The sequence below is a fragment of the Halobaculum sp. XH14 genome (assembly GCF_032116555.1).
Lineage (GTDB): Archaea > Halobacteriota > Halobacteria > Halobacteriales > Haloferacaceae > Halorarum > Halorarum halobium.
The window spans coordinates 1,925,638-1,950,116 of record NZ_CP134949.1 but is presented as its reverse complement, the minus strand read 5'-3'; the positions used below and the strand labels follow the sequence as shown (position 1 = coordinate 1,950,116).

Below are 24,479 nucleotides of genomic sequence, written 5' to 3'. Positions count from 1 at the left end.
ACCATGTGAAAGTATACCACGGGATACCCCATGAGCCACCCAACCGACTCATCGTGGGACAGCACGAGCGCGGACGCGCGCTCGGACGAGGCCGTCGACACGGTCGAGGCGTACGAGGACGACGGCCGGGTGGTACTGTACGACGCGGCGAACCCGCTGGCCTGGGTCGAGGCGAGCCTCGCCGTCCCGGTCTCCGAACAGGTCTGAGCGGGTCGGGAACGAACCCTTTTGAACGCGATGTCCGTATCCAGTCCCGTGCCGCACGACGACGACGAGGAGGTCGGGTTCGGTCTCGAGGAGTCCGGACCGAACCCCGCCGAGGAGTACGTCGACATCCCGGAGGTGGACCCGCCGAGCGTGCGGACCCGGGAGGTCGACCCCCCGACGGTCCGGAACCCCGCGGATGACCTCACCGACCCGGCCGACGTCGACGCCGACGTGCTCACGGCGTTCTGGACGGCGGTGCTCTACGCGAACGTCGCCCTGTTCGGCGTCTCGTTCGGCCTCATGCTGATCGGCTTCCGCGCCCAGTGGCGCTGGGGCGGGGCGGCGATACTCGTCGGCCTGCTCGCAGGGGTCCGGGTCTATCAGACTCACAGGGCGTTCAAACGGCGCGACACGGGCGGGGAGGACGGCGACGGTGACGACGAACCCAACGCCGGTTCCGACACCGACGAGCGCGTCGAAGCGGAGGGCGAGGACGCCGAAATCGACACCGCTCCCTGACCAACATCGCTCCCTGACCGACACCGCTTTTTGCCCGACCCGCCTCGTTCCGACCGTGCAGTCAGTCCGCGACGAGGACGGGACCCGGTACATCCGCCTGAAGCGCTCTTCGGGGTCGAGCCGCGTCCGCGACCCGGAGACGGGCGAGGAGCGGTACCTGCCGAACGAGCGACTCACGCCCGAGGGGGACTCCCCGCTCGCGGTCGCCGCTGGGGGACTCCCGGAGGACGTCCGTCGCGCGGTGCTGGCGTGTCGGGACGAGCGCTCGCTCGGACTGCTGGTCGAGTTCGTCGACCGCGGCCCGCTGTCGGTCCGTGCACTCCTCGACGGCTACGACCTCTGTGAGTCCGACCTCCACGGACTCCTCGCCGAGTTCCGGGCGGCGGGGTTCATCGAGGAGGCCGAGGTTGCGGGCGAACGGGGGTACGAACCGACGGATGCGGCACGGAACGCGGTCGGGCATCTTCGGGGGTAAGCGATCGGCTCGCGGGGCCGTTTCCGAGCGGGTCAGTCGTCCGCGAACGCGTCGAGATCGGCGAGCGAGGCCGCGTCGGTCCGCTCGACCGACGACCGGTTCGTCGTGGGGTTCTTCTCCACGCGAACGAGGTCGTCGGCGGCGCCGACGAGTTCGTCGTCGTGGCTCACGATGAGGATCTGTCTGACGCCGAACCCACGCATCTCGCCGACCAGATCGACCAGTCGGGAGACGTGGCCCGAGTCCAGGAACACGGTCGGCTCGTCGAGGATGAGCGGCGGCGTCGGTGCGGCCCCCTCGATCCCTTCGGCGAGCAGGCGGTAGATCGCACACCGGAGCGAGAGGTTGAACAGCGCGCGCTCGCCGCCGGAGAGCTGTTCGGGGTCGAGCGGTTCGCCGTCCTTCTGGTAAACCGTCAGCGCGTACTCGCCGTCGAGTTCGATGTGCGAGTACGCGTCGTTGGCGTAGATCAGCTCGAACGTCTCGTTCAACATCCGTTCGAGGCTCTCGACGTTCCGCCGCCGGAGCTCAGCGCGGAGGTCGCCGTACATCGTCTCCAGTTCCTCCGATTCCTCGTGGACGGATTCGAGCGCCTCGACGCGGGCCGACAGGTGCTCGTGTCGGTCCCGCAACTCCTCCAGTTCTTCGAGCTCCCGTTCCGTCGCGCCGATCGCGCTGGTGAGTTCGTCCCGTTCCTCCGCGAGCGACGCCAGCGTCTCCGACACCTGTTCGACGTACTCCTCGGCGTTCGAGTGCCGTTGGCGCGCGGTTTCGACCTGCTCCTCGTCGAACGCGTCGCGGAGTTCGTCGCGCCGGTCGCGTTTCTCGCTCAGGAACTCGCGGCGTTCGTCGTTCCTCTCGGCGAGGTCGGAGCGACGCTCCTCCAGTCGTTCGATCCTCGTTTCGGCGTCCTCGATCGCCTCGGCGGTCGATTCGACCGCGTCGATCCGGTCGCGGGCTTCGTCCAGTTCCGCGAGGCCCGACTCGATCTCCTCGGCCCGCTCGCGTGCCTCTCCCGCCTGTTCGGCCTTCCGCTCCGCGATCTCGCGTTTCTCTGCCGCCTCCTGCTCGAGTTCTTCGGCTTCCTCGCGGAGCGACTCGATCCGCCCCTCCTTCGCCTCGATTTCGCTCCGCTTCTCGTCGATCCCGTCCTCGACCAGGCTCCGGGTGCTCTCGAGTTCGTCGAGCCGGTTCTGGGCGGTCAGGAGCGCCTCGGCGCGGTCGAGGTCGTCCTCCCGCTCGTCTTCCCGTTCCCGAAGCTCAGCGAGTTCGTCCTCGAGTTCCGCCACCCGTTCGCGGTCCGCCGCGAGCGTGTCGACGTGGGGAGAGTCCTCGACGGGCTGTCCACACTCCGGGCACTTCCCCTCGTCGAGCAGCGCTTCGGCCTCCTCGACGCTCGCACGGACGGTCGAGAGTTCGGCCGTCAGCTCCGTCTTCTCGTCCCTGAGGGCTTCGAGTCGCTCCCGGAGGTCGTCCCGGTGGGCGGCCGCCTCCCCGACCGAAACCGGCGCGTCCTCGAACTCGGCTTCGCGTTCCGCCCGCTCCGCTTCGAGTTCGGTCAGCGAGTCCTCCCGGTCGGCGAGCGTCTCGCGTGCGGACTCGATCTCCACTTCCAGATCGGCCGCCGTCTTGCGGTTCGTTTCGGCGCGCTCGGCGTACTCGTCGGCGCTCGATTCGAGGTTCTCCGACTGGTTCTCGAACGCGGTGGTTTCGCTCCGGACCTCGTCGCGCTCCTCCCGGAGTTCGCCCTCCCGGTCGTCGAGGGCGCACCGCCTGGCCTCGATCTCGTCGGCGGACGCCCCATCGAGCTCCATCTCCGCGAGCCGTTCGTCCAGCCTCTCCCGCAGATTCGAGAGTTCGTCGCGCGTTTCCGCCACCTGCGTGCCGAACTCCTCGCGCTCGGATTCGGCCTCCCGGACGTCGGATTCCAGCTCGTCGATGTCGGCCTCGATCGACTCCAGTTCATCGCGTCGCTCCTCGAACTCCTCCAGAATCTCGCGGGCGTCGTCGCGGGTCGATTCGGCCTTCGCTCGCTGCTCCTCGTAGTTCTCGACCTTCTCGTCGAGTTCGCGCAGCTCCGACTGAAGTCCGTTCAGCCGCTCGTGGAGGTCCTTTTCCTCCTTCTCGTCCAGTTGCTCCGCGACCGACGAGAGCGCGCCGCGTTTCTCGCCGAGCACGTCCTCGACCCCCAGCCGCGCGTCAGCGGCGCGTTCGCGGTACTCCTCGAGCCGGCCGAGCTGAAGCAGGTCGTCGATCATGTCCTGCCGACCGGTCGGCGTGGCGTTGATGAGCTTGTTCACCTCGCCCTGCCGGACGTACGCGCAGTTGACGAACGCCTCCGCGTCCATCCGCAGCAGGTCCGTCACGAACGCGCGGACCTCGGTCGCACCGTCGCGCGCGAGGTCGCCGTCCTCCGCTTCGAGCGTGCAGGCCGTCGTCTGGATCTGGTCGCCGTATCGCTTCAGATCCCTGCGGATGTGGTAGGCGTCCCCCTTGTGGGAGAACGAGAGTTCGACTTCGGCCTCCTCGGCTCCGTTCGTCACCACGTCCTCCAGGGTCCCGTCCAATCCCTTCGACCCGTAGAGGGCGAAGAAACACGCCTCGAGCAGCGAGGACTTCCCGCTCCCGTTCAGCCCGTGGATGACCGTCACGCCGTCCGAGAGCCGCAGGTCCGTGTCGGCGTACGGCTTGAAGTTCCGGAGCCGGATACGGTCGAAGCGCATCAGTAGTCCTCCATGGTGACCTGCCGGTCCGTGTCGGAGTCGGTCGTCGGCTCGTCGTCCTCGGCGGCCGTGCTGGCGTCGCCGTCGGCGTCCGGTTCGGCGGGGCCGTCGTCGCCGTCGTCCCCGTCGTCGGGCTCTGCCCGTTCGACGGCAGCCTCGAACTCGTCGCCCTCGAACCGTTCCGCGACGCGACGTTTCACGTCGGCGCGAACGTTCGAGTCGGCCGCCTCCCCGCGTACCACGTCGTCGATGTCGCGGGCCACCGTCGAGAGGCCGAGTTCGCTCACCCGCTCGCGCACCGCCGCGTCCGGGTCCGCGAAGCTCACCGACACTTCCGTCTCGGTGTCGATCTCGCGTCGGTCCTTCACCCGGGCGACGAGCGCGCCCCGCTCGTCGGCGAACTCCTCGACGGCCGCGGGCGCGACCGGCTCACCCTCGCCCGTGATTTCGACGACGACGACCGCGTCTTCGACGTCGTGCTCGCGCACGCGGTCCCTGACGCGGCTCACGCCCTCGCTCGGCCCCAGTCCGGCCGTGACGAACACGAACGGCCGCGTGTCGAGCGCGCGCCGGCGGACGTCCACCTCGCCGGCCTCGAACTCGACGAGGTTGTACCCCCGACCGTCGCGTTCCGTCGCGCTCGCGCGCTCGGTCGACCCGCAGTAGGTGACCCGGGCGTCGAGGACCTCCGCCGTGTCCGGGGCGTGGTTGTCCCCCAGCAGCATCGCATCGAAGTCGACGGTCGCCTCGGTCAGGACGGTCTCCGTATCCCAGTTTCCGTGCGCGAACGGTTCGAACAGGCCGTGGCCGACGAGCGCGGCGTGGTCCGCCTCGTGTGGCTCGAACTCGTATTCCAGCCGGTCGCGTCGCGATTCGGGGACGTGGTCGAGGCCGTAGAACGCCGTGTTCCCCACCGTAATCGGCTCCGAGCCGAGTCGCGTCGCCAGCCCGAGCGACTCGTACAGGTCGAGCCACTGGCCGCCACGCGTCGACTCGTGGTTGCCGACGATGGCGAGGAACGGGACGCCCGCGTCGTCGAGGTCGCGGAGCGCGGAGAGCGTGCCGAGCAGGTCCGGCAGTTCCGGACGACGGTCGTGGAACAGGTCGCCCGCGTGGATCACCGCGTCGACCTCCTCTTCCACCGCGTCGGCGACGACCTGCTCGAACGAACGGAGGAAGTCCCGACGACGCTCCGGCGAGTGGTACTGCCGGTAGCCGATGTGGGTGTCGCCGGTGTGGATGACCCGCGTCATGTAGTCTCGTCGGAGGATACTGGGTCACCCGGCATAAGCCCCTCGTGACCGGCGTGAAAGTGGTCGGCCGCGGTCGCCCTGTACTCGCCGACGGCGTCCAGAACCGCGCGCGCTCGGTCGGTCGTCTCCGGGTCGCCGACAGGCCCCACCTCCGATGTTGCGGATTCGAGCGCGGCGAACCCGTCGGCGTCGGCGAACTCGGCGGCCGCACGTACGTCTTCGAGGGCCCGTTCGGCTCGCAGGACCAGTTCGTCGAACTCCCCGGTAGATTGCCGCTCGTTGTCGTCGACGAGCGCTCTGAGAGCTCGTTTCACCGCCTCGACGTCATCGCTCACGGGACGTCTGGTGCGGTATCACGGAAAAAACCTTCCCGTGGCTGGTCCGGAATCGCCGCTCGGAGCGACCGTTCACCGAGTCAGTAGCGGTGGCGAGAACGGCGTGCCTGGTTCAGAGCTTCAGCGTGTAGAGGCGCTTGCGCGCGTCCGAGAACGAGAAGCGGGACTCGACAACGCCGGCGTCCTCGAGCCGGGAGAGCGCGTATCGCACCGTCCGGGGCGGCAACAGCGTCTCCTCTGCGAGCTGACTCTGGGTCAGCGTGTCCTCGTACTCGAGCACCTTTGCCACGAGCTTCGCGCTGGGGGGAAGCTCCTCGACCGCCTCCCAGCCGACTCCCTCGCCCTCGCCGGTCGTCACGGCCTCCGTGTCGGAAACACCCATCGTAGTTCGGGCAATGGGATGCTGTTAGATAATACTTCTCATCTCAAATCATTACTGCAGGGAATCTACCGGCTGGTCGCCCCCACCCGAAGCCTCTTATTACCGTCTGCCCTACCACCGTCGATGACCGACACGGTTGACGACGTCGACCTGCCGTTCGACGAGGAGTCGACGTCGCGTCAGGAGCAGATCGAGGCACTCGAGGAACGGCTCGAAGTCCTCGAGGACCAGAACGAGGAGATGCGCGACAAGCTCCTGGATGCGAACGCGGAGAACAACAAGTACCAACAGAAACTGGAGCGGCTGACCCACGAGAACAAGAAGCTCAAGCAGTCGCCGCTATTCGTGGCGACGGTCCAGGAACTGAACGACGACGGCGTCGTGATCAAACAGCACGGCAACAACCAGGAGGCACTCACCGAGGTCACCGACGAGATGCGCGAGGACCTCGACCCGGACGACCGCGTCGCGGTCAACAACTCCCTCTCGGTCGTGAAGAAGCTGGAGAAGGAGACCGACGTGCGGGCCCGCGTGATGCAGGTCGAGCACTCGCCGGACGTCACCTACCAGGACATCGGCGGCCTCGAGGAGCAGATGAACGAGGTGCGCGAGACGGTCGAGATGCCGCTCAAGAACCCCGACATGTTCACCGACGTCGGCATCCAGCCGCCGAGCGGCGTCCTGCTCCACGGCCCGCCCGGCACGGGCAAGACCCTGCTGGCGAAGGCGGTCGCCAACCAGACGGACGCGACGTTCATCAAGATGGCCGGCTCCGAACTCGTCCACAAGTTCATCGGCGAGGGCGCGAAGCTCGTGCGGGACCTGTTCGAGGTCGCGCGCGAGAACGAGCCCGCCGTCCTGTTCATCGACGAGATCGACGCCATCGCCTCGAAGCGGACGGACTCGAAGACGTCCGGCGACGCCGAGGTCCAGCGCACGATGATGCAGCTGCTCTCGGAGATGGACGGGTTCGACGAGCGCGGCGAGGTGCGCATCATCGCGGCGACGAACCGGTTCGACATGCTCGACCCGGCCATCCTCCGCCCCGGCCGCTTCGACCGCCTCATCGAGGTGCCCAAGCCGAACTACGAGGGCCGCGAGATCATTTTCAAGATCCACACCCGCGACATGAACGTCGCCGACGACGTGGACTTCGAGCGGCTCGCCGAGATGGCCTCGGAGGCCTCCGGCGCGGACGTGAAGGCGGTCTGTACCGAGGCCGGGATGTTCGCCATCCGCGAGGATCGGACCGAGGTCAGGATGGCCGACTTCCGCGAGGCCTGGGAGAAGATCTCCCGGACCGAGGAGAGTTCCGGCGGCGACTCGCTCGCGTTCGCGTAACTCGTCGTTCGTTCCCTTTTCGGCCCACCCGACGCCGATCGCCTACAGCGAGAAGATGAGGTACGGAACGCCGAACAGCAGGACCGTCATGAGCGCCAGGATGAGCCCGTAGCCCGCCGCGGTGCCGAGCGCGGCGCGGAACGACTCGTGTTCGAGGTTCATACGATCAGATCCGCCTGCCGGGACAAAACCGTTGCCCTCCGTCCGGATCTCCCGCTCGCTTTCCGGCTTACTCCCACGCTTGCCTTCCGACCGGCTCCCCTGCTCGCCGCCGGGTGAGACCGGACCACTCAACACCGGCCACGCCGATGGCCGGGCCATGGGAACGGCGCTCGACTCGCGCGAGGACCAGGTCGCCGAACTGCTCGACAGGCTCTACGAGGCGTACCCCGACACGGACATCTCGCTCGACTTCTCGACGCGGCTCGAACTGCTCGTCGCGGTCGTCCTCTCGGCCCAGTGTACCGACGAACGGGTGAACGAGACGACGCCGGAACTGTTCGACAAGTATCCGACCGCCGCCGACTACGCCGCGGCCGACGAGCAGGAACTGGCCGACGACATCTACGGCATCACGTTCCACAACAGCAAGGCTGGCTACCTGAAGGGGATCGGCGAGATCCTGACCAAGGAGCACGACGGCGAGGTGCCGGACACCATGTCGGCGCTCACGGACCTGCCGGGCGTGGGTCGCAAGACGGCGAACGTCGTCCTCCAGCACGCCCACGACGTCGTCGAGGGAATCGTCGTCGACACGCACGTCCAGCGGCTCTCGCGGCGGCTCGCCATCACGGGGGAGGAGCGACCCGACGCGATCGAGCGTGACCTGGTCGACGTCGTCCCGAAGGAGGACTGGCGGATGTTCACCCATCTGCTCATCAGCCACGGCCGGGCGACCTGTACGGCGCGGAACCCGGACTGCGAGGACTGCGTGCTCGCGGACATCTGTCCGTCCGAGCGCGGCGATTCGGCGGTCGACCTGGCGAACGGCGAGGCGTGGTAGACGGACGACGCGCCCGGCGAGGCGGCGGGTAACCAGTCGAACGCGAGGTGGCCAGCGAACTTACTCGGCGCGAGCACGTACCTCGGGGCATGGCACGTGACGAGTCGGATGGGGGGGACGAGCACGGCATCGACGTCGACGAGCACACCGACGTCGACGTGCAGGACGACGACGGGCCCGAACCCGAGGGGGAGGACCCGACGCCCGATCAGGAGGTCGGCCGCGAGGACGCCGACGGCGAGACGCGCGAGGACGCCGACGGCGAGATGCGCGAGGGCGACGCGGCAGAACAGGAGAACCCGGACGCCCACCGCGACGAGGAGCCGTACCAGTCCTGAGGCCACGGGTCGGGGTTCGGCGAACGCGACGCCCCCGCGGCAGCCTCAGGCGACGTACCGGAGGTAGTACCGATACAGGCCGACGAGGTACGCCAAGAGCCAGAAGAGCGTGTAGCCGAACACGCCGAGGCGCAACCGGCCGCGCCAGGCGCCCATGTGCTCGTGGAGGTCGTTCAGGTTCACGTCGGGGCCCGGGTCCCGGTAGAGGTCGGCCTCGCGTTTCACCTGGAAGATGCGCACGATTCCCGTGAGCCCGAACACGAGCAGCGCGTACGCCTGGAGGCCGAGGAAGGCGTGCACGGCCGACAGCCCGCCGAGCTGGCCGGGCAGGCGCGGTGCCATCCAGAGCGCGACCGGAATCGTCGTGAGAACCAGCCCGGGAAGGATAACGGAGAGGTGGCGAACCAGCAGTTCCCAGGTCACGTTGTCCTGGTCACGGTCGAGCAGGATCCACGCGCCGTAGAGGTAGAACGGGAAACTCGCCGTGACCAGCAGCAGCGCGACGGTGGCCACGACCCAGTCTGCGACCATCGCCGCCCGCTACGGCCGGTCGGTGGTAAAGCCCCCCGATACGGCGATGCCCCGTGTGTCGGCTCCGATCGGTCGAACCCGGTCGAGGTGGCGCGCGTGACGGTGAACCCCGAGGAGTGCGAGCGGACGCGTGCGAGGGACGAGCACCGCAGGCCGCAGGCCGAGGAGCGCAGCGGGGCCCCGGAGCCGACAGCCGCGGGGCTGTCGACGCCCGAACAAATTGACGGAGCGTCGTGGCCTGGAGGGTTTTCGGACCCATCACATGACGTTCGAACCGTCAACCCATCGCAAACCCGTTCACCCCGAACGAGTGTCGGAACGCATATCCGGCCACGAGAGCTACCGTCGGACGATGAGCGACCCCGCCGACGCGCCGGCCGAGGACCGCGATGAGCGGTCGGCATCCCCGGCGGTCCGGGACGAGCAGGGCGGCGCGGCAGCAACCGCCGACCCCGACCTCGACGCGCTTCGCGCCGAGGTGGAGGAGAAGTACGACTTCGACGACTTCTCCCCGGCCGACATGGCCGAGATGACGGGCGCGGAGTGGGAGGCCGCGTTCGACGCGGACTCGTGGATCACCGGGCGCGACCTGCTCGACCGCGTCGAGAAGGACCTCCAGTTGCGAATCGCGGATCGGACGGTGTTCGCCGTGCTGGAGCGGCGACGTGACCCCGAATCGATCGTCGCCTACTCCGACGAGGGGTACGCGATCGTCTACCCCGACGGCAGCGTCGAGGGCGAGGGGACGGTCCTCAGGGACGTCAAGCCGTCCGTCGCCCTCTGTTCGATGGACTCCTACGAGGTCCGGGAGCCGCCCGAGGAGTACGAACTGCCGACGCCCGATGAGGTGGAGTCGGGAACGGGCGAGTTCGGGAACCGGATGCTCCAGGCGGTCGCGGCCGGCCAGATCCTCGCCGGCCTCGGGCTGGCGGCGGCGTGGCTGGTCAGCCTGCTGCCCGGCAGCCCACTGGCTTTCATTCCGTTCCTCCCGGAGTTCTCCCTCACGACCATCGTGGCACCCGTGATGGCGACGTTCTTCCTCGTCGTCGGCGTGTTCCTGTTCGCGGTCGTCGCCAACGCCCGGCTCTCGGATCGCTTCCGATCCGAGGAGTACCGCGATCGGCTGCGGGCGGCGGGGATCACCGACGGCGACGGCCCCGAGTTCGCGTCCTTCGAGGAGGTAGCGGAGGAGGCGCTTGCCGAGGCACGAGAGCGCCAGAGCCGCGCCGAGGACCGGACGACTTCCGGGCTCGGAGGGGACGCCGACGGACCTGCCGAAACCGAGGGATAGCGGTTCGATGCTGGTGGTTCGGACGGGCGGGAAAGGTCGGTGGCTTTAAGCAGAGCGACCCCCGACTCCACAGTACAGATGAAGAGGCGGGACTTTATTCGAAACGCCGGCGGAGCGACCGCCGCCCTCGGGGCCGGCGCGTCCGCTAGCGCCGGCACCGCCGCCGCACAGGAAGGGGGTGGCGGGGGGCAGAAACCCGACTTCGCCGGGTGGACCGACGGCGCCAAGGGAGGCACTTACCAGGACCTCCGTGGCGAGTCCGAGGTCACCATCGACGTCGGCGGCGGGGACGGCCTCGCGTTCATTCCGACGGAAGTCTGGATCGACAGCGGGACGACGGTGACGTTCGAGTGGGTCTCGGGCGGCCACAACGTCCTGTTCGAGTCGGCGCCCTCGGACGCGAGCGTGAGCGGCCACGAACCGCTGGAGAGCGAAGGGTTCTCGTTCTCCGTCACGTTCGACACCGGCGGCATCTACGAGTACTACTGCCAGCCGCACCTCCAGTCGGGGATGGTCGGCGGCATCGCCGTCGGCGAGGACGTCCCCACGGTGTCGACCGGCGGCGGCGGGCCGAAGGAGCTCCACGAACTCGGCGTGCCGATTCAGGCCCACTGGGTCGGCTCGGCGACGGTGCTCGGCATCATCGTCAGCATCATCTTCACGTTCTACGTGCTGAAGTACGGTGAATCGGCCAACACCGGGAGGGGGCGCTGACCATGTCCAGTTCCGGCTCCACCTACGGCGACATCCACCGGTACGAACCGGCCCGCGAGAGCACGGCGGCGACGCTCGCCATCGTGCTGCTCACCGTCATCGAGGTCGTGTTCGTATTCATGTTCACGTACGGACTCGTGAACGGCTGGGGGCTCTCGGACACGGGGAACATGTTCCTGGGCGCCATTCTCGCTGTGGTGTTCGTCGACCTCGCCTTCATCCTCGTGTTGTACCGCAAGGAGTTCCTCCCCGACGTGATGATCGTCAAGAAGCGGCGGCGCAAGTGGGAGGACCTCTACGTCCGCGAGGAGGACGCCGACGGCGCGGAGTTCGGCGTCGACGCGTGGGAACAGGTCAAACGCGCCGTCTACCCCTACTACAAGAGATAGCATGAGCCTGCAAAAACGAGACGACCACGACCACGACGCCTGGCTCCAGAACAAGGATCTCACGGCGGTCGAACGGGGCTTCCTCGTCTCGCTCGTCTGGCTGGACCAGCGGTTCCGCATCGTCGACTACTTGGAGCTGCTCGAGACGCTGTACTACCGCGTCAACCTCCAGATGCCGAAGTCCCACACCGAGCAGTACGACCTGGACAACAAGTTCTGGTACTGGTACCCGCTGTACACGCTGGGCTTTTTCAGCACCCTGGCGTACCTCGTCGCGGCGGTCTCGGGCGCGCTACTCGGCTTCTACTACAGTCCCGCGTCCGCCGGGGCGGCCCCCGGCGAGGCGTCGGTCGCGTACAACTCCATCGCGTACATCATGCAGGACCTCCAGTTCGGATTCATGCTGCGGTCGATCCACCGGTGGTCCGCACAGGTGATGACGGCCGCGGTGTTCCTGCACATGCTCCGCGTCTACTTCACCGGCGGCTACAAGGAGCCGCGCGAACTGAACTGGCTGCTGGGCATCGTCCTCATCTCGCTGACGATGGTGTTCGGGTACACGGGGTACCTGCTCCCGTGGGACCAGCTCGCGTTCTGGGCCGGCCAGATCGGCGTCGAGATGGCGCTGTCCATCCCGCTCGCGGGCGAGTGGGTCGCACAGCTCATCTTCGGCGGCTTCTCGCTCAGCCAGTCGACGCTACAACGGATGTACATCCTGCACGTGTTCCTGCTCCCGTTCGTCGTGACGGCGCTCATCGCGCTCCACATCGGCATCGTCTGGGTGCAGGGCATCGCGGAACCCCACTAAGCCAATGAGTGACGACAACACCACCAGGACGGACGGCGGCGGAACGGGCATCGTCGCGCCGGACGACGAGACGCCGACGTGGCGCGAGCGGAAGGAGCGCACCACGGGGCTCTCCCGGCTGACCTACGAGTACTTCGAGCGGGCCCGCCGCGAGGACGAGGACCTCCGCCGGGAGTCGGACTACGTCGAGCGCGACGTGCTCGGCTTCCCGTCCTGGCCCCACGAGATCGTGCGAAACCTGGCGATCAGTTCCTTCTTCGTCGGGATGATCATCTTCCTCTCGGCGACGCTTCCGCCCCACATCGGGAGCCCGGCGAACCCGAACGTCACGCCGTCGGTCATCCTCCCCGACTGGTACCTCTACTGGTCGTTCGGCCTGTTGAAGCTGGGCTATCTCAACCCCGAACTGGCCATCCTCGGCGGCGAGAAGCTGATGGCCGACCGGACGTACGGGGTGCTCGCGAACGTCGTCGTCGTCGGCTTCATCGCGATGGTGCCGTTCCTCAACAAGGGGAGCGCGCGACGCCCCGTCGAGCAGCCGTTCTGGGGCGCGGTCGGCATCGCCGGCATCACGTTCGCGCTGACCATCTCGGTGCTGTCGGTGCAGAACCTCGTCCCGATGGACCTGCGGGTCCTCCAGGACCTGACGTTCCTCGCGCCGTTCGTCACCGGCTGTATCGCCTACGCCGTGCTCAAGACGATGCGCGAGGGGTACATGTATGACCTCAACCGGCGCTACTACCGGCTTCGCCCGCCGAAGTAACCGGCGACACCCGATTTCGTTCGTTCGCCGCTCGTCGTCCCGTCTCCTTTCGACCGACCCGTCTCACGCACGGCCTCCAGCACCGTCGCCGGCGATGCTCCTTCGCAGGATAGTTGTCGGTCCGGCACCATTCGTCCGACATGACAGAGGACGGTGGCGAAGCTCCGGGACCCGCGGGGGAGGACGAAGGCCCGAAACCCGCGACGGAGTCCGGCGACGGGGGGAGCACTTCGGGGGCCGGGGCGAACGACCGTCGGGTCCGCGTGACCACCGACACGCGCGGGAGCCGCGACGTCGTCGTCCCGCTCCGCCTCTACAAGACGGTCACCGTCTTCTCGACGCTCATCGCCGTCGGCTGCGTCGTCGTCGGGTTCGCGCTGCTGGACGCGGCCACGCTGCAGGTCTCGCTCGTCCGGGATCTCCTCGTCGACCTCATCGGGGTCGTCGGTCTCTCGCCCGGCCCGGGAGCGCTCACCGTGACGTTCGCGCTGCTGGGGCTGGCGATCATCGCCTTCGGAGCCGGCGTCTACGTCGTCGGAACCCGATTCCGGGCCGAGGGAATGGGAAACGCTCAAGACGACGACGCCGAAGAGTCAACCAATGGCTGACGAGTTCATCAAGGGCCTCGGACTCTTCACCGGCGCGGGGCTCGCCTGGATGGTGCTGGCGAGCTGGTACCGCACCGAGTCGTTCGAGAGCAGCAACCAGCTGATCGCCCCGCCGCCGGAGCCGTCGACGACGTTCGGCGCCGTCGGCATCTTCCTGAACGACGTGTTCTTCTGGACGGCCATCCTGGGCGGGCTCACCTTCTGGGTGCTCGTCCCCGCCGCACGCGAACTCGGCGCGGCCTACCAGGATCGCCAGCAGTCCTGATCCGAGCCGACACGATTTTCCCGGTCGTTCACGCACGGTCGCCATGAGCCGCCGCAGCGCGGTCCGTCGCGTCGGCGTCCTGCTGCTGGCCGCCAACCTGGCGCTCGCGCTCGGAAAGGCGGCCGTCTGGCGGACGACCGGCAGCCTCGCGGTCGGGTCGGAGGCGGTCAACTCGCTCGCGGACACCGCCTACTCCGCGGTCGTGCTCGCGGGGCTGTACGTCACCACCCAGCCGCCGGACTTCGAACACCCGCACGGCCACGAGCGCATCGAGCCGTTCGTGTCGCTGTTCGTCGCCGCGGGCGTGTTCGCGGCGGGCGGTGCGGTGATCTTCAGCGCGGGCTCGGCGGTGCTCGCCCCGGGGCCGGTCCGGCCGACGACCGGCGGAACGCTCTCGGTCGCCATCCTCGTCGTCGCCGGCCTCGTCAAGTACACGCTGTATCGCTACTGCCTCCGCGTGGGACGCCGCGAGGACTCGCCCGCGATCGTCGCCACCGCGCTGGACAACAGAAACGACGTGTTGACCGCGGGCGCGGCGCTCGTGGGCGTGCTGGGTGCGGCCGCGGGTTATCCGCTGCTCGATCCGCTCGCGGCCGGGGTCGTCGCGGTGGGCATCCTCTACACGGGCGTGGACATCGTCCGGGACAACGTCGCGTACCTCGTCGGCGCAGCGCCGCCGGAGGACCTCCGGGAGGAGATCCTCGCGCGCGCGCTCGACCACCCTGAGGTGCGGGCCGCCCACGACGTCGTCGCCCACTACGTCGGCCCCGAGGTCGACGTGAGCATCCACATCGAGGTCGAGGGCGAGATGTCGCTGAACCGGGCCCACGACATCGAGACCGACGTCGTCGAGTCGATCAGGGCGCTCCCGGCGGTCGACGACGTGTTCGTCCACGTCGACCCGAAGGAACTCGGCGAGTGGAAGCCCGAGGACGAGCGCGTCACGACGCCCGACGACACGCCGGAGTGACGCCTGCAGCCGAGTAACGCTTTTTCGAGCCCCGCACGAGCGGGCGGGTGATGTCCGAACTGTTGCTGGACGACACGGCCGTCGTGACCGGCGCGGCGAGCGGGAACGGGCGCGAGATCGCCGTCCGGTTCGCCGAGGAGGGGGCCGACGTGGTCGTCGCGGACGTCCGCGAGGAACCGCGCGAGGGCGGCGTCCCCACCCACGAGCGGATCGCCGGGGAAACGGACCGCGAGGCGACCTTCGTGGACTGTGACGTGAGCGACCCCGAGGCGCTGGAGCGAGCCGTCGCCGCGGCCGAGTCGTTCGGCGGGGTCGACGTGATGGTGAACAACGCTGGCATCCTCCAGCCCGACAGCTTCCTCGAGGTCACGGAGGAGGAGTACGACCGGCTCATGGACGTGAACGCCAAGGGCGTCTACTTCGGGGCGCAGGCGGCGGCAAAGCGCATGGTCGAGGCCGACGGCGGCGTCATCATCAACATGTCGAGCGCGGCCGGCATCCGGGGGAGCGGCAGGCTCGTCACCTACTCGCACTCGAAGGGGGCGGTCCGCCTGCTCACCTACTCGCTCGCGGACGCGCTCGGACCCGACGGCGTGCGCGTGAACGCGATCCACCCGGGCTTCGTCGAGACGGCGATGACGACCGACGACGTCCACGTCGTCGGCACCGAGCAGGGCGAGCGGATGAAGCGGGGAATCCCGAGCCGCCGGTTCGGCACGCCCGGCGACGTCGCCGACGCGGCCGTCTACCTGGCGAGCGACATGAGTTCCTACGTCAACGGCGAGTCGCTCGTCGTGGACGGCGGCATGTCGAGCACGTAGCCGCCGCCGACGTCGGGCATCCGAACGGGACCGGTCGTGACCAGGCCGACTCAGACGTCCGGCTCGATACGTGCTGCCCGCTCGGCCGTCTCCTCCAGCCCCGCGCGCACCGCGCCGGGGTCGTCCTCGCGTCCGGCCACCGACGCCACCCGGACGCGTCGGCCCGTCCGCCGGTCGCGCTCGTACACGCCGAGCGTCTCCCCTTCCGTCCCGGCGTCCGTGAGGAGGAGCTCCCGGGCCGACGCGGGGTGCGAGACGGTCACGCCGTCCGCGGGGAGCTCGTCGCGGAACGAGACGACCGTGGTCCCGACCCGCCACCCGTCCGGGACGATCGCGTCGATCGGAAGCTCGTGGAGCGTGTCCCGCAGCGTGGTCCTCGTCCTCACGTCCTCCAGGTCCGCCGGCACGTCCCACCCAGGACTCACCATGGGCGCGTCTCCTCGCGGAGGACGTATCAATCGGGACGGACGTTCCGACCGTTTCGGCCGGTTAAACGAGTGATATACGTGAAAACGAGCGCCGGAGCCGTCGGCCGATCGGCCCGTTTACGACGACACGGCTCCGGCGGTCCGCCGGCCCGTCCGGACCGGCTCCCCGAACGCGTACATCGTGTTCTGGCCGGTGATCTCGAGTTCGAGCACGTCGCCCGGTTCGACGCCGTGCTCGTCGGCGTGCTGGAGGATGATCTGTCGGTACGCCTCGTCGCGACACTTCACCGAGTCACCGGTCCCCTGCTCGACGACCAGGACCTCGTGGATCTCGCCGACCATCGACTCGTAGGCCGCGCCGACGATCGCCCGCTTCGCCTCGCTCATCTCCTTCGAACGCTCCTTCTTCACCGTGCCGCCGAGCCCCTTCATCTCGGCCGCGTCGGTGCCGGGGCGCTTCGAGAAGCGCGTCACGTTCACCTTCTCGGGCCGTACCTCGCGCAACAGCGCCATCGACCGCTCGTGGTCCGCGTCGGTCTCGGTGGGGAAGCCGACGATGAAGTCGGTCGAGAGCGTCCAGTGGTCGAGCCGCTCGTCGAACGTCTCGACGATCTCGCGGAACTTGCCGACCCGGTGCTGGCGGCGCATCTCCGCGAGCACGTCGTCGCTGCCCGACTGGACCGGGAGGTGGATGAAGTTGTACAGCTTCTCGTTCTCGGCGAACACCTCGGCGAGTTCCTCGTGGATGCCGTGGATGCCGCCCGGGTTCGCCATCCCGACGCGGACCCGGAACTCGCCATCGATAGCACAGACCCGTTCGAGCAGCTCCGGCAGCTTCCGCTCGCTCGCGTCCCAGCCGTAGACGCCCGTGTCCTGGCCGGTGACCCGGATCTCGCTCGCGCCGGCGTGGACGAGCGCGCGGGCCTTCTCGACGTTCTCCGCGACGGGCGGGGAGTCGATCCGGCCCGTGGCGAACTTCGTGATGCAGTACGAGCAGTTGCTCATACAGCCGCGAGCGATCGGGAGGATGCCGACCTCGCCGTCGAGGACGGGTTCGGTGTCGGCCGTCGGCGTCGGGCACTCGCCGTTCAGCACGGCGGTCGGCACCTCCTCCCAGTGGAGCACCCGCGCGTCGACGTCGGCTTCCCGGAACTGCTCGCCCTGGGCGAGCGCCATGCAGCCCGTGACGACGAGGTCCGCCGTCTCCGCGGCCAGTTCCTCGGCGCGGCGGAGCATGTTCCGCTCGGTCTTCTCGACGACCGTGCAGGTGTTCAGGATGGCGACGTCCGCGTCGGCCGGGCCGTCGGCGGGGCGGTGACCGCCGTCGCGCAGGCGGCGCTCGATCTCGCGGCTCTCACCCCGGTTCGACGTACAGCCGTACGTCTCGATGTGGTACGTCGCCATGCGGTTGCTCCGAGTTACTCGCAGGGGCGGTTAAGGGGTACGGTCGCGGGCGAGCCTGCCCCGTGGGACCGGTTCCGGATCGGTGGGGCCACGCGGACCGAGCGATCGGGAGCGTCCGAACCGCCAATGGCCGAGGGAAACGGCTAAACCCGGCCGGGAACACCCTCCGGCGATGGGAACCCGACGAGACCTGCTGTCCGGGCTGGCGGCCGTCGGGACCGTCGCGCTCGCGGGCTGTACGGGGAACAGCTTCTCGCCCGGCAGCGACGGCGGCACGGAGTGGCCGGCACCCGCCGCGACCCCCGAGGCGACGAGCTACGTCGCCGACGCCGCCGCCCCCCGAACGCCCCCGATCGAACGGTGGCGGGAGCCCGTCGGCCCCGCGACCGGACGGCCCGTCGTCGCGGACGGCACCGTGCTGGTGCCGACCGGCGACGGACTGGTGGCGATCGATCTGCGGACCGGGGAGCAACGGTGGTCGGGGGGCGGAGACACGTACGGCGTCTGTGTCCATGAGGGGACGGTGTACGCGACGCTCCGGAACGAGCCGGCGACGGTCGCGCGGGACGTCGTGGACGGCACCGAACGCTGGCGCGTTTCGAACGGATCGTCGTTCGGTGCCGCACCGCTCGTCGCGCCAGCCGGGGACCGCGTGTACGTCGGCGATACCGGCGGCGTCGTCGCCGCGTACGGCACTCGGGAGGGGGAGGAACTGTGGCGGTTCGACGCCTTCACCGGGGTCTACTCGCTCGCGACCGACCAGGACTCGCTGTTCGTCGGCACCACCGGCGGCGAGGCGTACCAGCTTCACGCCCCCCGCGCGGACGCCACCCCGCTCTGGCGGCGCAAGCTCCCGGGGACAGTCCGTGCCCTCGCCGTCGACGGCAACGCCGTGTACGCCTCCACGTTCGGCGGCGGACTGTTCAAACTCGCGCGCGGCGCGGCGACTGGGCGGACGGAGTGGCACGCCCGGCGGGCGGCGACGGCGAGCGAGTCGATCGTTGCGACCGGGAACGCGGCGTTCACCGTCGACGCCGAGCGGACGACCGCGGTCGATGCGGGCGACGGGGGAATCGACTGGAGCCGGACCGTCGATGCTCCCTCGAAGCCCTCGGCGCCCGCAGCGGCGGGGGACACGCTCTACGTCGGCGTCGACGGGGCCCTCCGCGCGCTCGCGCTCGGCGGCGGAACCGGCGTCGAGGGACTCTCGTTCGGGAGCGAACGCTGGAGCTACGAGGCGAGCGTCAGCGCCGCCGCGGTGGCCGACGGGGCCGTGATCGCGGCGTGTGATGACCTCGACGACGAGGCCACCGTCGTCGCGCTGGAGTAGGGAACCGGGACCCGCTCTCCCGGGCCGTCCGGCCGGGGTTACTCGGGTGCGCCTTCGACGATGTCGACGCCCGAGGAGGCACCGATCCGCTCGGCTCCCGCCTCGAACATGGCGAGCGCCTCCTCGTAGCTGCCGACGCCGCCGCTGGCTTTCACCGGCAGGTACTCGGCCATCAGCTCCACGTCCTCGACGGTCGCGCCGCCGTCGGCAAAGCCCGTCGAGGTCTTCACCATCGCGGCGTCGGCGCCAGCGGCGGCCTCGCAGGCGCGGCGTTTCTCGTCCGCGGACAGCAGCGCCGTCTCGATGATCACCTTCACCGGGACCGGAACGGCGGCGACGACCGCGGCGACGTCCTCCTCCACGGCGTCGTCGTCGCCGGCCTTCAGGCGACCGACGTTGATGACCATGTCGAGCTCGTCCGCGCCGTCCTCCCAGGCGCACACCGCCTCCTCGCGCTTGGCCGCGGTCGCGTTCTGCCCGTGGGGGAAGCCGACGACCGTCGCCAGCGTCACGTCGGGCTCGTACTCGGCGGCTTCGGTCAGGTAACACGGCGGGATACAGACGTTCATGCCGTACTGCGCCGCATCATCGAGGACGGTCTCCACGCCCGCGAGCGTCGTCTCCGGGCCGAGCACGGTGTGGTCGATGCGCGCGGCGAGGTCGCTTCGGTCCATACCCGGAGACGCACCCCCACCGTCAACACGCTTTCGACCGTTCGATCCCGGTCCCGTTCGCCCCGACTCCTCGCCTGATTCGGTACATCTTTGCCCGCGACGGCGGAGTCCCGGACATGACGATTCTCCCGGAGGGGTTCGCGCTCCCGCCTCTCCCGTACCTGCTCGTGCTGGCGCTGGCGCTCGGCGGGGTGGCGTACGGGCTCTCCGAGCGCAGGCCAGCGTTCACGACGGGCCACGTCATCGCGCTCGTCCCGTGGATGTGTGCGGGCGCGGCCGGGCACGTCCTGTTCGTCCTCGGCGTCCTCCCGGACGCCCTCGACCCGCTGTTCGGAACGCCGTCGGCCTACCTCACGACCGCCGCCCTCGCCGGCGCCTGCTGGCTCGCGGCGCTGGCGAGCGACGCGGACGACCGGCGGGTGCTCGGTGCGGCGGGAACGCTCGCGCTGCTCGTCGGCGTCGGCCGCACGCTCGAGTACGGTGCCGGCGCCGGCACGTTCTCCCCCTGGCTCCCGGCCGCCGGACTCGTCGTCGGCGCGGGGCTCGGCGTCGGCCTCGCGCTCCTCCTCTACCGCGCGTACAGCCCCGCGACCGCCGCCGGTTCCGCCGGGCTCGTCGCCGTCGCCGCCCACGGCATCGACGGCGTGACGACGGCCGTCGGCGTCGACCTCCTCGGCTTCGGCGAGCGCACGCCGCTTTCCCGGCTCATCATCGAGTTCGCACACGGACTTCCCACCGCGGCCGTCCTCGGTGGCGGCTGGCTGTTCGTCCTCGTGAAACTCGCCGTCGGCGTCCTCGTCGTCGCCGCCATCGCGCCGACCGTTCGCGAGGAGCCGACGGAGGGGAACGCGCTCCTCGCGCTCGTGACGGCAGTCGGGCTCGGCCCCGGCGTCCACAACGCGCTGCTGTTTGCGGTCGTCGCGCCCTGAACGGTCGGTGTCGCTGCCGTACGTTGCCGCCGTCGAGACGCGAACCGGCGGCCGAGAGTCGTCACGGGAATCCGGTTTCGGCGACGGCTTACTCCGTCGTCGCGACGCTGGTCTGCATCCCCTCGGAGTTGAACGCCGACCCGGCCCCCGCCCCGTCCAGCACGATGATTCCCGCGGACGAGTCGGTCAGCTCGCCGAACTCGGCGATCGCGCGGTCGGCCGCCGCCTGCGCGTCCAGCCCGTCCTCCAGGTGGCGGACCGCACGGCGCGTCAGCGTCGCCTTCGCGATGTCCTCGCCGGCGCCCGTCGCGCTGGCGCCGCCCGCCGGCCCACAGAAGAAGCCCGAGCCGATCTGGGGCACGTCGCCGACGCGGCCCGCGAGCGCGAACGTCCGCCCGCCCGTCGAGGTACAGGCGGCGAAGGCGTCCGAGTCCGGGTCGTGGGCGACCGCGCCGACCGTGTCGTGGCCGCCGAACCGCTCCTCGATCCACGCGAGGTGCTCGGCGGGAGCTCCGTCGGGCGGATCGACGTCCTCGTACCGCTCCCGGGTCTCCGCCGTGAGCAGGTCGCGCTCGACGTCGATCCCGAAGTCGTCGGCCAGGTCGACCGCGTGAACGCCAGAGACGAACACGTGGGGCGTCTCCTCCATGACGACGCGGGCCGCGGCGGCGGCGTGTTCGACGCCGGGCATCGAGGCGACCGCGCCGGCCTCGCGCCCGTCGGTCATGATTCCGGCGTCGGTCCGCACTATCCCGTCCGACTGGACCGCGCCGCCGAAGCCGGCGTTGAACCGGGGCGATTCCTCCAGCACCGCGACCGCGGAGACGACCGCGTCGACGACGCTCGCCTCCCTAGTTCCGGTTTCGGCGGCCTCGTCGAGGACCGCCCGTCTGGGCTCGGGTTCCTCGGGCGTGCCGCCGGCACCGCCGTGACAGATGATGCGCATCGTCGGTGAGTTCGCCGGTCGGGGGAAAAGCGTCCGGGAATCGGTCGGGCACGCCGGGACGCCTGGCGCGCTACCGAGCGCGTGAACAGTGGCGCACTGCCCGGCGGGAACGGCGTCACGCTCCCGCGATGCTGAACGGGGGGACGGGTGCAGTCGACATCCGTTTGTCGACTGGTCGTTCCGCCGCCCTGCGATTCGGCGCGTTCGTCGCGGTCCGCGGGCGTTCACCGGAGAACGGCAGGCATTTTACTGCGCCGTCGGAACTCGGGGACACGCCAATGAGTTACGATATTACCGAGGTTCCCGCGGACGGGGAACGGATCACGGTCGCCGACGAGGACACCGGCGAGCTCACGGTGCCGGACAATCCGATCATCCCCATCATTCACGGGGACGGCATCGGGACCGACGTCGGCCCGGCCGCCCAGAAGGTACTCGACGCGGCAGCCGAGGCCACCGGACGCTCCATCGCCTGGATGCGCGTCTACGCCGGCCAGAGCGCGCGCGACCGCTACGACGAGAACCTCCCGCAGGAGACCGTCGACGCCATCCGCGAGCACCGCGTCGCCATCAAGGGCCCGTTGACGACGCCCGTCGGCGCGGGCTTCCGATCGCTCAACGTGGCGCTCCGAAAGCGGCTCGACCTCTACGCGAACGTCCGCCCGACCTACCACCTCGAGGGCGTCCCGTCGCCCGTCAAGAGCCCCGAGGAGATGGACATGGTCACGTTCCGCGAGAACACCGAGGACGTGTACGCCGGCATCGAGTGGGAGGCCGGCACCGACGACGTCGAGCGCGTCCGCGAGTTCGTCGAGGACGAGATGGGCGCGGACGGCGTCATCCACGACGGCCCGGTCGGCATCGGCATCAAGCCGATCACCGAGTTCGGTTCGAAGCGGCTCATCCGCGAGGCGATCGACTACGCGATCAAGAACGGCCGGGACTCGGTCACGCTGGTCCACAAGGGGAACATCATGAAGTTCACCGAGGCCGCCTTCCGCGACTGGGGCTACGAGGTCGCGGCCGAGGAGTACGGCGAGGACGTCATCACCGAGGACGAGCTCTGGGAGGAGCACGACGGCGAGCAGCCCGACGGCACCGTCGTCGTGAAGGATCGCATCGCCGACAACATGCTCCAGCAGCTGCTCACGCGGACGAGCGACTACTCGGTCATCGCGACGATGAACCTGAACGGCGACTACATGTCCGACGCCGCCGGCGCACAGATCGGCGGGCTCGGCATCGCGCCGGGCGTCAACTACGGCCACGGCAAGGCGCTCGCCGAACCGGTCCACGGCTCCGCGCCCAAGTACGCCGGCGAGGACAAGGTGAACCCGACCGCGATGATCCTCTCGGGCCGCGAGATGCTGGAGTACCTCGGCTGGACCGACGCCGCGGACCTCGTCCGCGACGCCGTCGAGGCACAGATCTCCGAGGGTCGCGTCACCTACGACCTCGAACGCCAGCGCGAGGGCGCCACGAAGCTCGCCACCTCCGAGTTCGCCGACGAGGTCGTCGAGCGGATCCACGACCTGGCGTAGACGACGCGGCACGTCGGCCGACTGACCGGGACGGGTCGCCGCCGACCCGCTCCGACCCGCCGGACTCGCCTCCCACTTTTTCAGCGCGCGGCACGTACGGCTCCCATGAGCGACGACGACCCGTTCGCCGACCTGCCGGACGACCCGACCGAGGACCTCGCGCGCGCCGAACAACGGCTGACCGTCCGCGTCGAGCGTCGAACGTACAACAAGCCCGTCACCATCGTCGAGGGGTTCGACGAGACGGCCGTCGACCTGAAGGAGGTCGCCTCGGACCTGAAGCGCTCGCTCGGCACCGGAGGCACCGTCGACGACGGCGCGATCGAACTGCAGGGCGACCACCGCGACCGGGTGGGAGACTTGCTGGGCGAGCGCGGCTTCGCCGTCGAGTGAGTCCCGGCCCGCGTCGAAACCGAGCCGGACGACCGCTTTCCCGCCCGGCTGCGGGTTCACCCGGTCCGGCTACGAGTCCGCCCAGTCCGGGTCGGTCCGCGGCGGCGAGAACACGTCGACTCCGGTGACGGGTTCCTCGCCGTCGTTGACGACGCCGTGGGTCTCGCCGCCCGCGAGCACGTAGGAGTCGCCCGCCTCACAGGTGACGGTCTCGCCGTCGTCGAGTCTGAACGTCAGCGTGCCGGCGGTGATGATGCCCGATTGCTCGTGGGGGTGGCTGTGTGACGGCACCTCCGCGCCGGGGTCGATCGTGAAGTGCTGGACGTTCATCTCCTCGCCCGCGGCCAGTTGCGACAGGTGGACGCCAGCGACCGCTTCGACGTCCTCGTCCGGGCCGTGTGGAACGTGCTCCATGGGACCACTCGCGTCGGCTCGGTACTTACATCTACGGGGGCTGCCGTCCCCGTCCGTCCTGCTCCCGCGGCCTCGGGGGACAGGTTCAAGGCCGATAGCGCGGAAGCGCGACCATGTACGCGGTCGTCGGCTGTACGGACTGTGGAGCCTACTGGCTGCTCTCGGACCCCGACGAGCAGAAGTCGGCGACGTGCACCCGGTGTGGCACCGTCCACCGGACGAAGCGGCTCAGACGCTTCTTCGAATCCGAGGACCGGTCGGCGGCCGTCGGGGCTCGCGCCCAGTTGCTCGCCGAGAAGCGGGGGGACGCGGACGCGTTCGACGCGGTCGGCACAGCGGCTGACCACGAGCGCGCCGTCGAGGACGCCGATCGGATGGTTTCGGATCGGGAGTACCTGGAGGGTTCGGGCCTCGACGCGGACGAGGTCGCGGCCGCGACCGAGGACAGCGGGTCGTCCGGGTCCCGGTCACGCGATCAGGTGGTCCGGGACGCGCTCCGGGAGGGAAACACGACGGAGTCGAGCGTGGTCGAGTACGCCACGGAACACGGCGTGCCCGCGGCGGCCGCGAGGGACCTGCTCGAACGGCTCACGAGACGCGGAGAGGTGAGCGAGTCGCGCGGCGAGTATCGCCTCCTGTAGCGAGATTCGTCCCGCTCGCCGCCCGATGGGTTTATTCTGGTTC

Annotated in this window: 30 protein-coding genes; 20 read left to right on the top strand and 10 right to left on the bottom strand. The window is 69.4% G+C overall.

Going from position 1 to position 24,479, the window contains the following annotated elements; genetic code table 11:
- Positions 1-30 precede the first annotated feature (30 nt).
- The 3 genes from RJT50_RS09960 to RJT50_RS09950 are packed head-to-tail and all read left to right on the top strand — an operon-like array spanning position 31 to position 1,201.
- Positions 31-207 carry a DUF7331 family protein gene (locus tag RJT50_RS09960; RefSeq protein WP_313691114.1) on the top strand — a complete coding sequence of 59 codons (177 nt, stop codon included), beginning with the start codon at positions 31-33 and terminating at the stop codon, positions 205-207.
- Positions 208-255: 48 nt separating this feature from the next.
- Positions 256-726, top strand: a complete 471-nt coding sequence (locus tag RJT50_RS09955; protein ID WP_313691113.1) for a DUF7322 domain-containing protein — start codon at positions 256-258, stop codon at positions 724-726.
- A 55-nt stretch (positions 727-781) separates the two neighbouring features.
- The gene (locus tag RJT50_RS09950; RefSeq protein ID WP_313691111.1) at positions 782-1,201 is read left to right on the top strand and encodes a DUF7346 family protein; all 420 of its coding nucleotides are present in this window, start codon (positions 782-784) and stop codon (positions 1,199-1,201) included.
- Positions 1,202-1,233: 32 nt separating this feature from the next.
- Here RJT50_RS09950 and rad50 read toward each other — a convergent pair whose 3' ends face one another.
- The 4 genes from rad50 to RJT50_RS09930 form a co-directional block, all read right to left on the bottom strand.
- Positions 1,234-3,924, bottom strand: coding sequence for a DNA double-strand break repair ATPase Rad50 (gene rad50, locus RJT50_RS09945; protein WP_313691109.1), 2,691 nt, complete (start codon positions 3,922-3,924; stop codon positions 1,234-1,236).
- Entirely contained in the window at positions 3,924-5,177 is a 1,254-nt protein-coding gene (mre11, locus tag RJT50_RS09940) for a DNA double-strand break repair protein Mre11 (protein ID WP_313691108.1), read from the bottom strand. The genes rad50 and mre11 overlap by 1 nt, the downstream gene beginning before the upstream one ends.
- Positions 5,174-5,512: a DUF7966 family protein gene (locus RJT50_RS09935; protein ID WP_313691107.1), complete on the bottom strand. Its 339-nt coding sequence runs from the start codon at positions 5,510-5,512 to the stop codon at positions 5,174-5,176. Before RJT50_RS09935 ends, mre11 begins: the two co-directional genes overlap by 4 nt.
- Positions 5,513-5,624: 112 nt before the next feature.
- Positions 5,625-5,894: a winged helix-turn-helix domain-containing protein gene (locus RJT50_RS09930; RefSeq protein ID WP_313691106.1), complete on the bottom strand. Its 270-nt coding sequence runs from the start codon at positions 5,892-5,894 to the stop codon at positions 5,625-5,627.
- A 123-nt stretch (positions 5,895-6,017) separates the two neighbouring features.
- Here RJT50_RS09930 and pan1 point away from each other — a divergent pair, with 123 nt between their 5' ends.
- The 3 genes from pan1 to RJT50_RS09915 all read left to right on the top strand — a co-directional run bounded on the left by pan1 (position 6,018) and on the right by RJT50_RS09915 (position 8,576).
- The gene (pan1, locus tag RJT50_RS09925) at positions 6,018-7,235 is read left to right on the top strand and encodes a proteasome-activating nucleotidase Pan1 (protein WP_313691105.1); all 1,218 of its coding nucleotides are present in this window, start codon (positions 6,018-6,020) and stop codon (positions 7,233-7,235) included.
- Between the two features lie 319 nt (positions 7,236-7,554).
- The gene (gene nth, locus RJT50_RS09920) at positions 7,555-8,238 is read left to right on the top strand and encodes an endonuclease III (protein ID WP_313691104.1); all 684 of its coding nucleotides are present in this window, start codon (positions 7,555-7,557) and stop codon (positions 8,236-8,238) included.
- Between the two features lie 89 nt (positions 8,239-8,327).
- Positions 8,328-8,576, top strand: coding sequence for a hypothetical protein (locus RJT50_RS09915; protein WP_313691103.1), 249 nt, complete (start codon positions 8,328-8,330; stop codon positions 8,574-8,576).
- A gap of 45 nt (positions 8,577-8,621) precedes the next feature.
- Here RJT50_RS09915 and RJT50_RS09910 read toward each other — a convergent pair whose 3' ends face one another.
- A complete protein-coding gene (locus tag RJT50_RS09910) occupies positions 8,622-9,107 on the bottom strand; it encodes a DUF7321 family protein (RefSeq protein WP_313691102.1) in 486 nt (161 codons plus the stop codon).
- A 352-nt stretch (positions 9,108-9,459) separates the two neighbouring features.
- Here RJT50_RS09910 and RJT50_RS09905 point away from each other — a divergent pair, with 352 nt between their 5' ends.
- From RJT50_RS09905 to RJT50_RS09865, 9 genes are all read left to right on the top strand, one after another.
- Positions 9,460-10,398, top strand: a complete 939-nt coding sequence (locus RJT50_RS09905; RefSeq protein WP_313691101.1) for a DUF7319 domain-containing protein — start codon at positions 9,460-9,462, stop codon at positions 10,396-10,398.
- A 78-nt stretch (positions 10,399-10,476) separates the two neighbouring features.
- Positions 10,477-11,112 carry a plastocyanin/azurin family copper-binding protein gene (locus RJT50_RS09900; RefSeq protein ID WP_313691100.1) on the top strand — a complete coding sequence of 212 codons (636 nt, stop codon included), beginning with the start codon at positions 10,477-10,479 and terminating at the stop codon, positions 11,110-11,112.
- A gap of 2 nt (positions 11,113-11,114) precedes the next feature.
- The gene (locus RJT50_RS09895) at positions 11,115-11,501 is read left to right on the top strand and encodes a DUF7318 family protein (RefSeq protein ID WP_313691099.1); all 387 of its coding nucleotides are present in this window, start codon (positions 11,115-11,117) and stop codon (positions 11,499-11,501) included.
- 1 nt (position 11,502) lies between these two features.
- Positions 11,503-12,309, top strand: coding sequence for a cytochrome b (locus tag RJT50_RS09890; protein WP_313691097.1), 807 nt, complete (start codon positions 11,503-11,505; stop codon positions 12,307-12,309).
- Positions 12,310-12,313: 4 nt separating this feature from the next.
- A complete protein-coding gene (locus RJT50_RS09885; protein WP_313691095.1) occupies positions 12,314-13,072 on the top strand; it encodes a cytochrome b family protein in 759 nt (252 codons plus the stop codon).
- 140 nt (positions 13,073-13,212) lie between these two features.
- On the top strand, positions 13,213-13,680 hold the full coding sequence (locus RJT50_RS09880; protein WP_313691093.1) for a DUF7315 family membrane protein: 468 nt from the start codon (positions 13,213-13,215) through the stop codon (positions 13,678-13,680).
- Entirely contained in the window at positions 13,673-13,945 is a 273-nt protein-coding gene (locus RJT50_RS09875) for a DUF7314 family protein (RefSeq protein ID WP_313691091.1), read from the top strand. The genes RJT50_RS09880 and RJT50_RS09875 overlap by 8 nt, the downstream gene beginning before the upstream one ends.
- A gap of 43 nt (positions 13,946-13,988) precedes the next feature.
- Positions 13,989-14,915 carry a cation diffusion facilitator family transporter gene (locus RJT50_RS09870; protein ID WP_313691090.1) on the top strand — a complete coding sequence of 309 codons (927 nt, stop codon included), beginning with the start codon at positions 13,989-13,991 and terminating at the stop codon, positions 14,913-14,915.
- A 50-nt stretch (positions 14,916-14,965) separates the two neighbouring features.
- The gene (locus RJT50_RS09865; protein WP_313691089.1) at positions 14,966-15,736 is read left to right on the top strand and encodes an SDR family oxidoreductase; all 771 of its coding nucleotides are present in this window, start codon (positions 14,966-14,968) and stop codon (positions 15,734-15,736) included.
- A 50-nt stretch (positions 15,737-15,786) separates the two neighbouring features.
- On the opposite strand, the gene RJT50_RS09860 is transcribed toward RJT50_RS09865, so the two are convergent.
- Positions 15,787-16,164, bottom strand: a complete 378-nt coding sequence (locus RJT50_RS09860) for a hypothetical protein (protein WP_313691088.1) — start codon at positions 16,162-16,164, stop codon at positions 15,787-15,789.
- Positions 16,165-16,281: 117 nt separating this feature from the next.
- Complete coding sequence (locus RJT50_RS09855) at positions 16,282-17,568, bottom strand: tRNA (N(6)-L-threonylcarbamoyladenosine(37)-C(2))-methylthiotransferase (protein WP_313691087.1); 1,287 nt, start codon at positions 17,566-17,568, stop codon at positions 16,282-16,284.
- A 172-nt stretch (positions 17,569-17,740) separates the two neighbouring features.
- Here RJT50_RS09855 and RJT50_RS09850 point away from each other — a divergent pair, with 172 nt between their 5' ends.
- A complete protein-coding gene (locus tag RJT50_RS09850; protein WP_313691086.1) occupies positions 17,741-18,898 on the top strand; it encodes an outer membrane protein assembly factor BamB family protein in 1,158 nt (385 codons plus the stop codon).
- 38 nt (positions 18,899-18,936) lie between these two features.
- Here the strand turns inward: RJT50_RS09850 and deoC are convergent, their stop codons facing one another.
- Complete coding sequence (gene deoC / locus RJT50_RS09845; RefSeq protein ID WP_313691085.1) at positions 18,937-19,572, bottom strand: deoxyribose-phosphate aldolase; 636 nt, start codon at positions 19,570-19,572, stop codon at positions 18,937-18,939.
- 116 nt (positions 19,573-19,688) lie between these two features.
- Here deoC and RJT50_RS09840 point away from each other — a divergent pair, with 116 nt between their 5' ends.
- On the top strand, positions 19,689-20,501 hold the full coding sequence (locus RJT50_RS09840; RefSeq protein ID WP_313691084.1) for a DUF63 family protein: 813 nt from the start codon (positions 19,689-19,691) through the stop codon (positions 20,499-20,501).
- 88 nt (positions 20,502-20,589) lie between these two features.
- Here RJT50_RS09840 and RJT50_RS09835 read toward each other — a convergent pair whose 3' ends face one another.
- Complete coding sequence (locus RJT50_RS09835; RefSeq protein ID WP_313691083.1) at positions 20,590-21,447, bottom strand: isoaspartyl peptidase/L-asparaginase; 858 nt, start codon at positions 21,445-21,447, stop codon at positions 20,590-20,592.
- 278 nt (positions 21,448-21,725) lie between these two features.
- Between RJT50_RS09835 and icd the strand changes: the two genes are divergently transcribed.
- Both icd and yciH read left to right on the top strand, forming a co-directional pair.
- Positions 21,726-22,988 carry an isocitrate dehydrogenase (NADP(+)) gene (icd, locus tag RJT50_RS09830; protein ID WP_313691082.1) on the top strand — a complete coding sequence of 421 codons (1,263 nt, stop codon included), beginning with the start codon at positions 21,726-21,728 and terminating at the stop codon, positions 22,986-22,988.
- Between the two features lie 105 nt (positions 22,989-23,093).
- Positions 23,094-23,381, top strand: a complete 288-nt coding sequence (yciH, locus tag RJT50_RS09825) for a stress response translation initiation inhibitor YciH (RefSeq protein WP_313691081.1) — start codon at positions 23,094-23,096, stop codon at positions 23,379-23,381.
- Between the two features lie 69 nt (positions 23,382-23,450).
- Here the strand turns inward: yciH and RJT50_RS09820 are convergent, their stop codons facing one another.
- Positions 23,451-23,795, bottom strand: coding sequence for a cupin domain-containing protein (locus RJT50_RS09820; RefSeq protein WP_313691080.1), 345 nt, complete (start codon positions 23,793-23,795; stop codon positions 23,451-23,453).
- Positions 23,796-23,908: 113 nt separating this feature from the next.
- Here RJT50_RS09820 and RJT50_RS09815 point away from each other — a divergent pair, with 113 nt between their 5' ends.
- Complete coding sequence (locus RJT50_RS09815) at positions 23,909-24,436, top strand: DUF5817 domain-containing protein (protein ID WP_313691078.1); 528 nt, start codon at positions 23,909-23,911, stop codon at positions 24,434-24,436.
- The last annotated feature ends 43 nt before the right edge of the window (positions 24,437-24,479 follow it).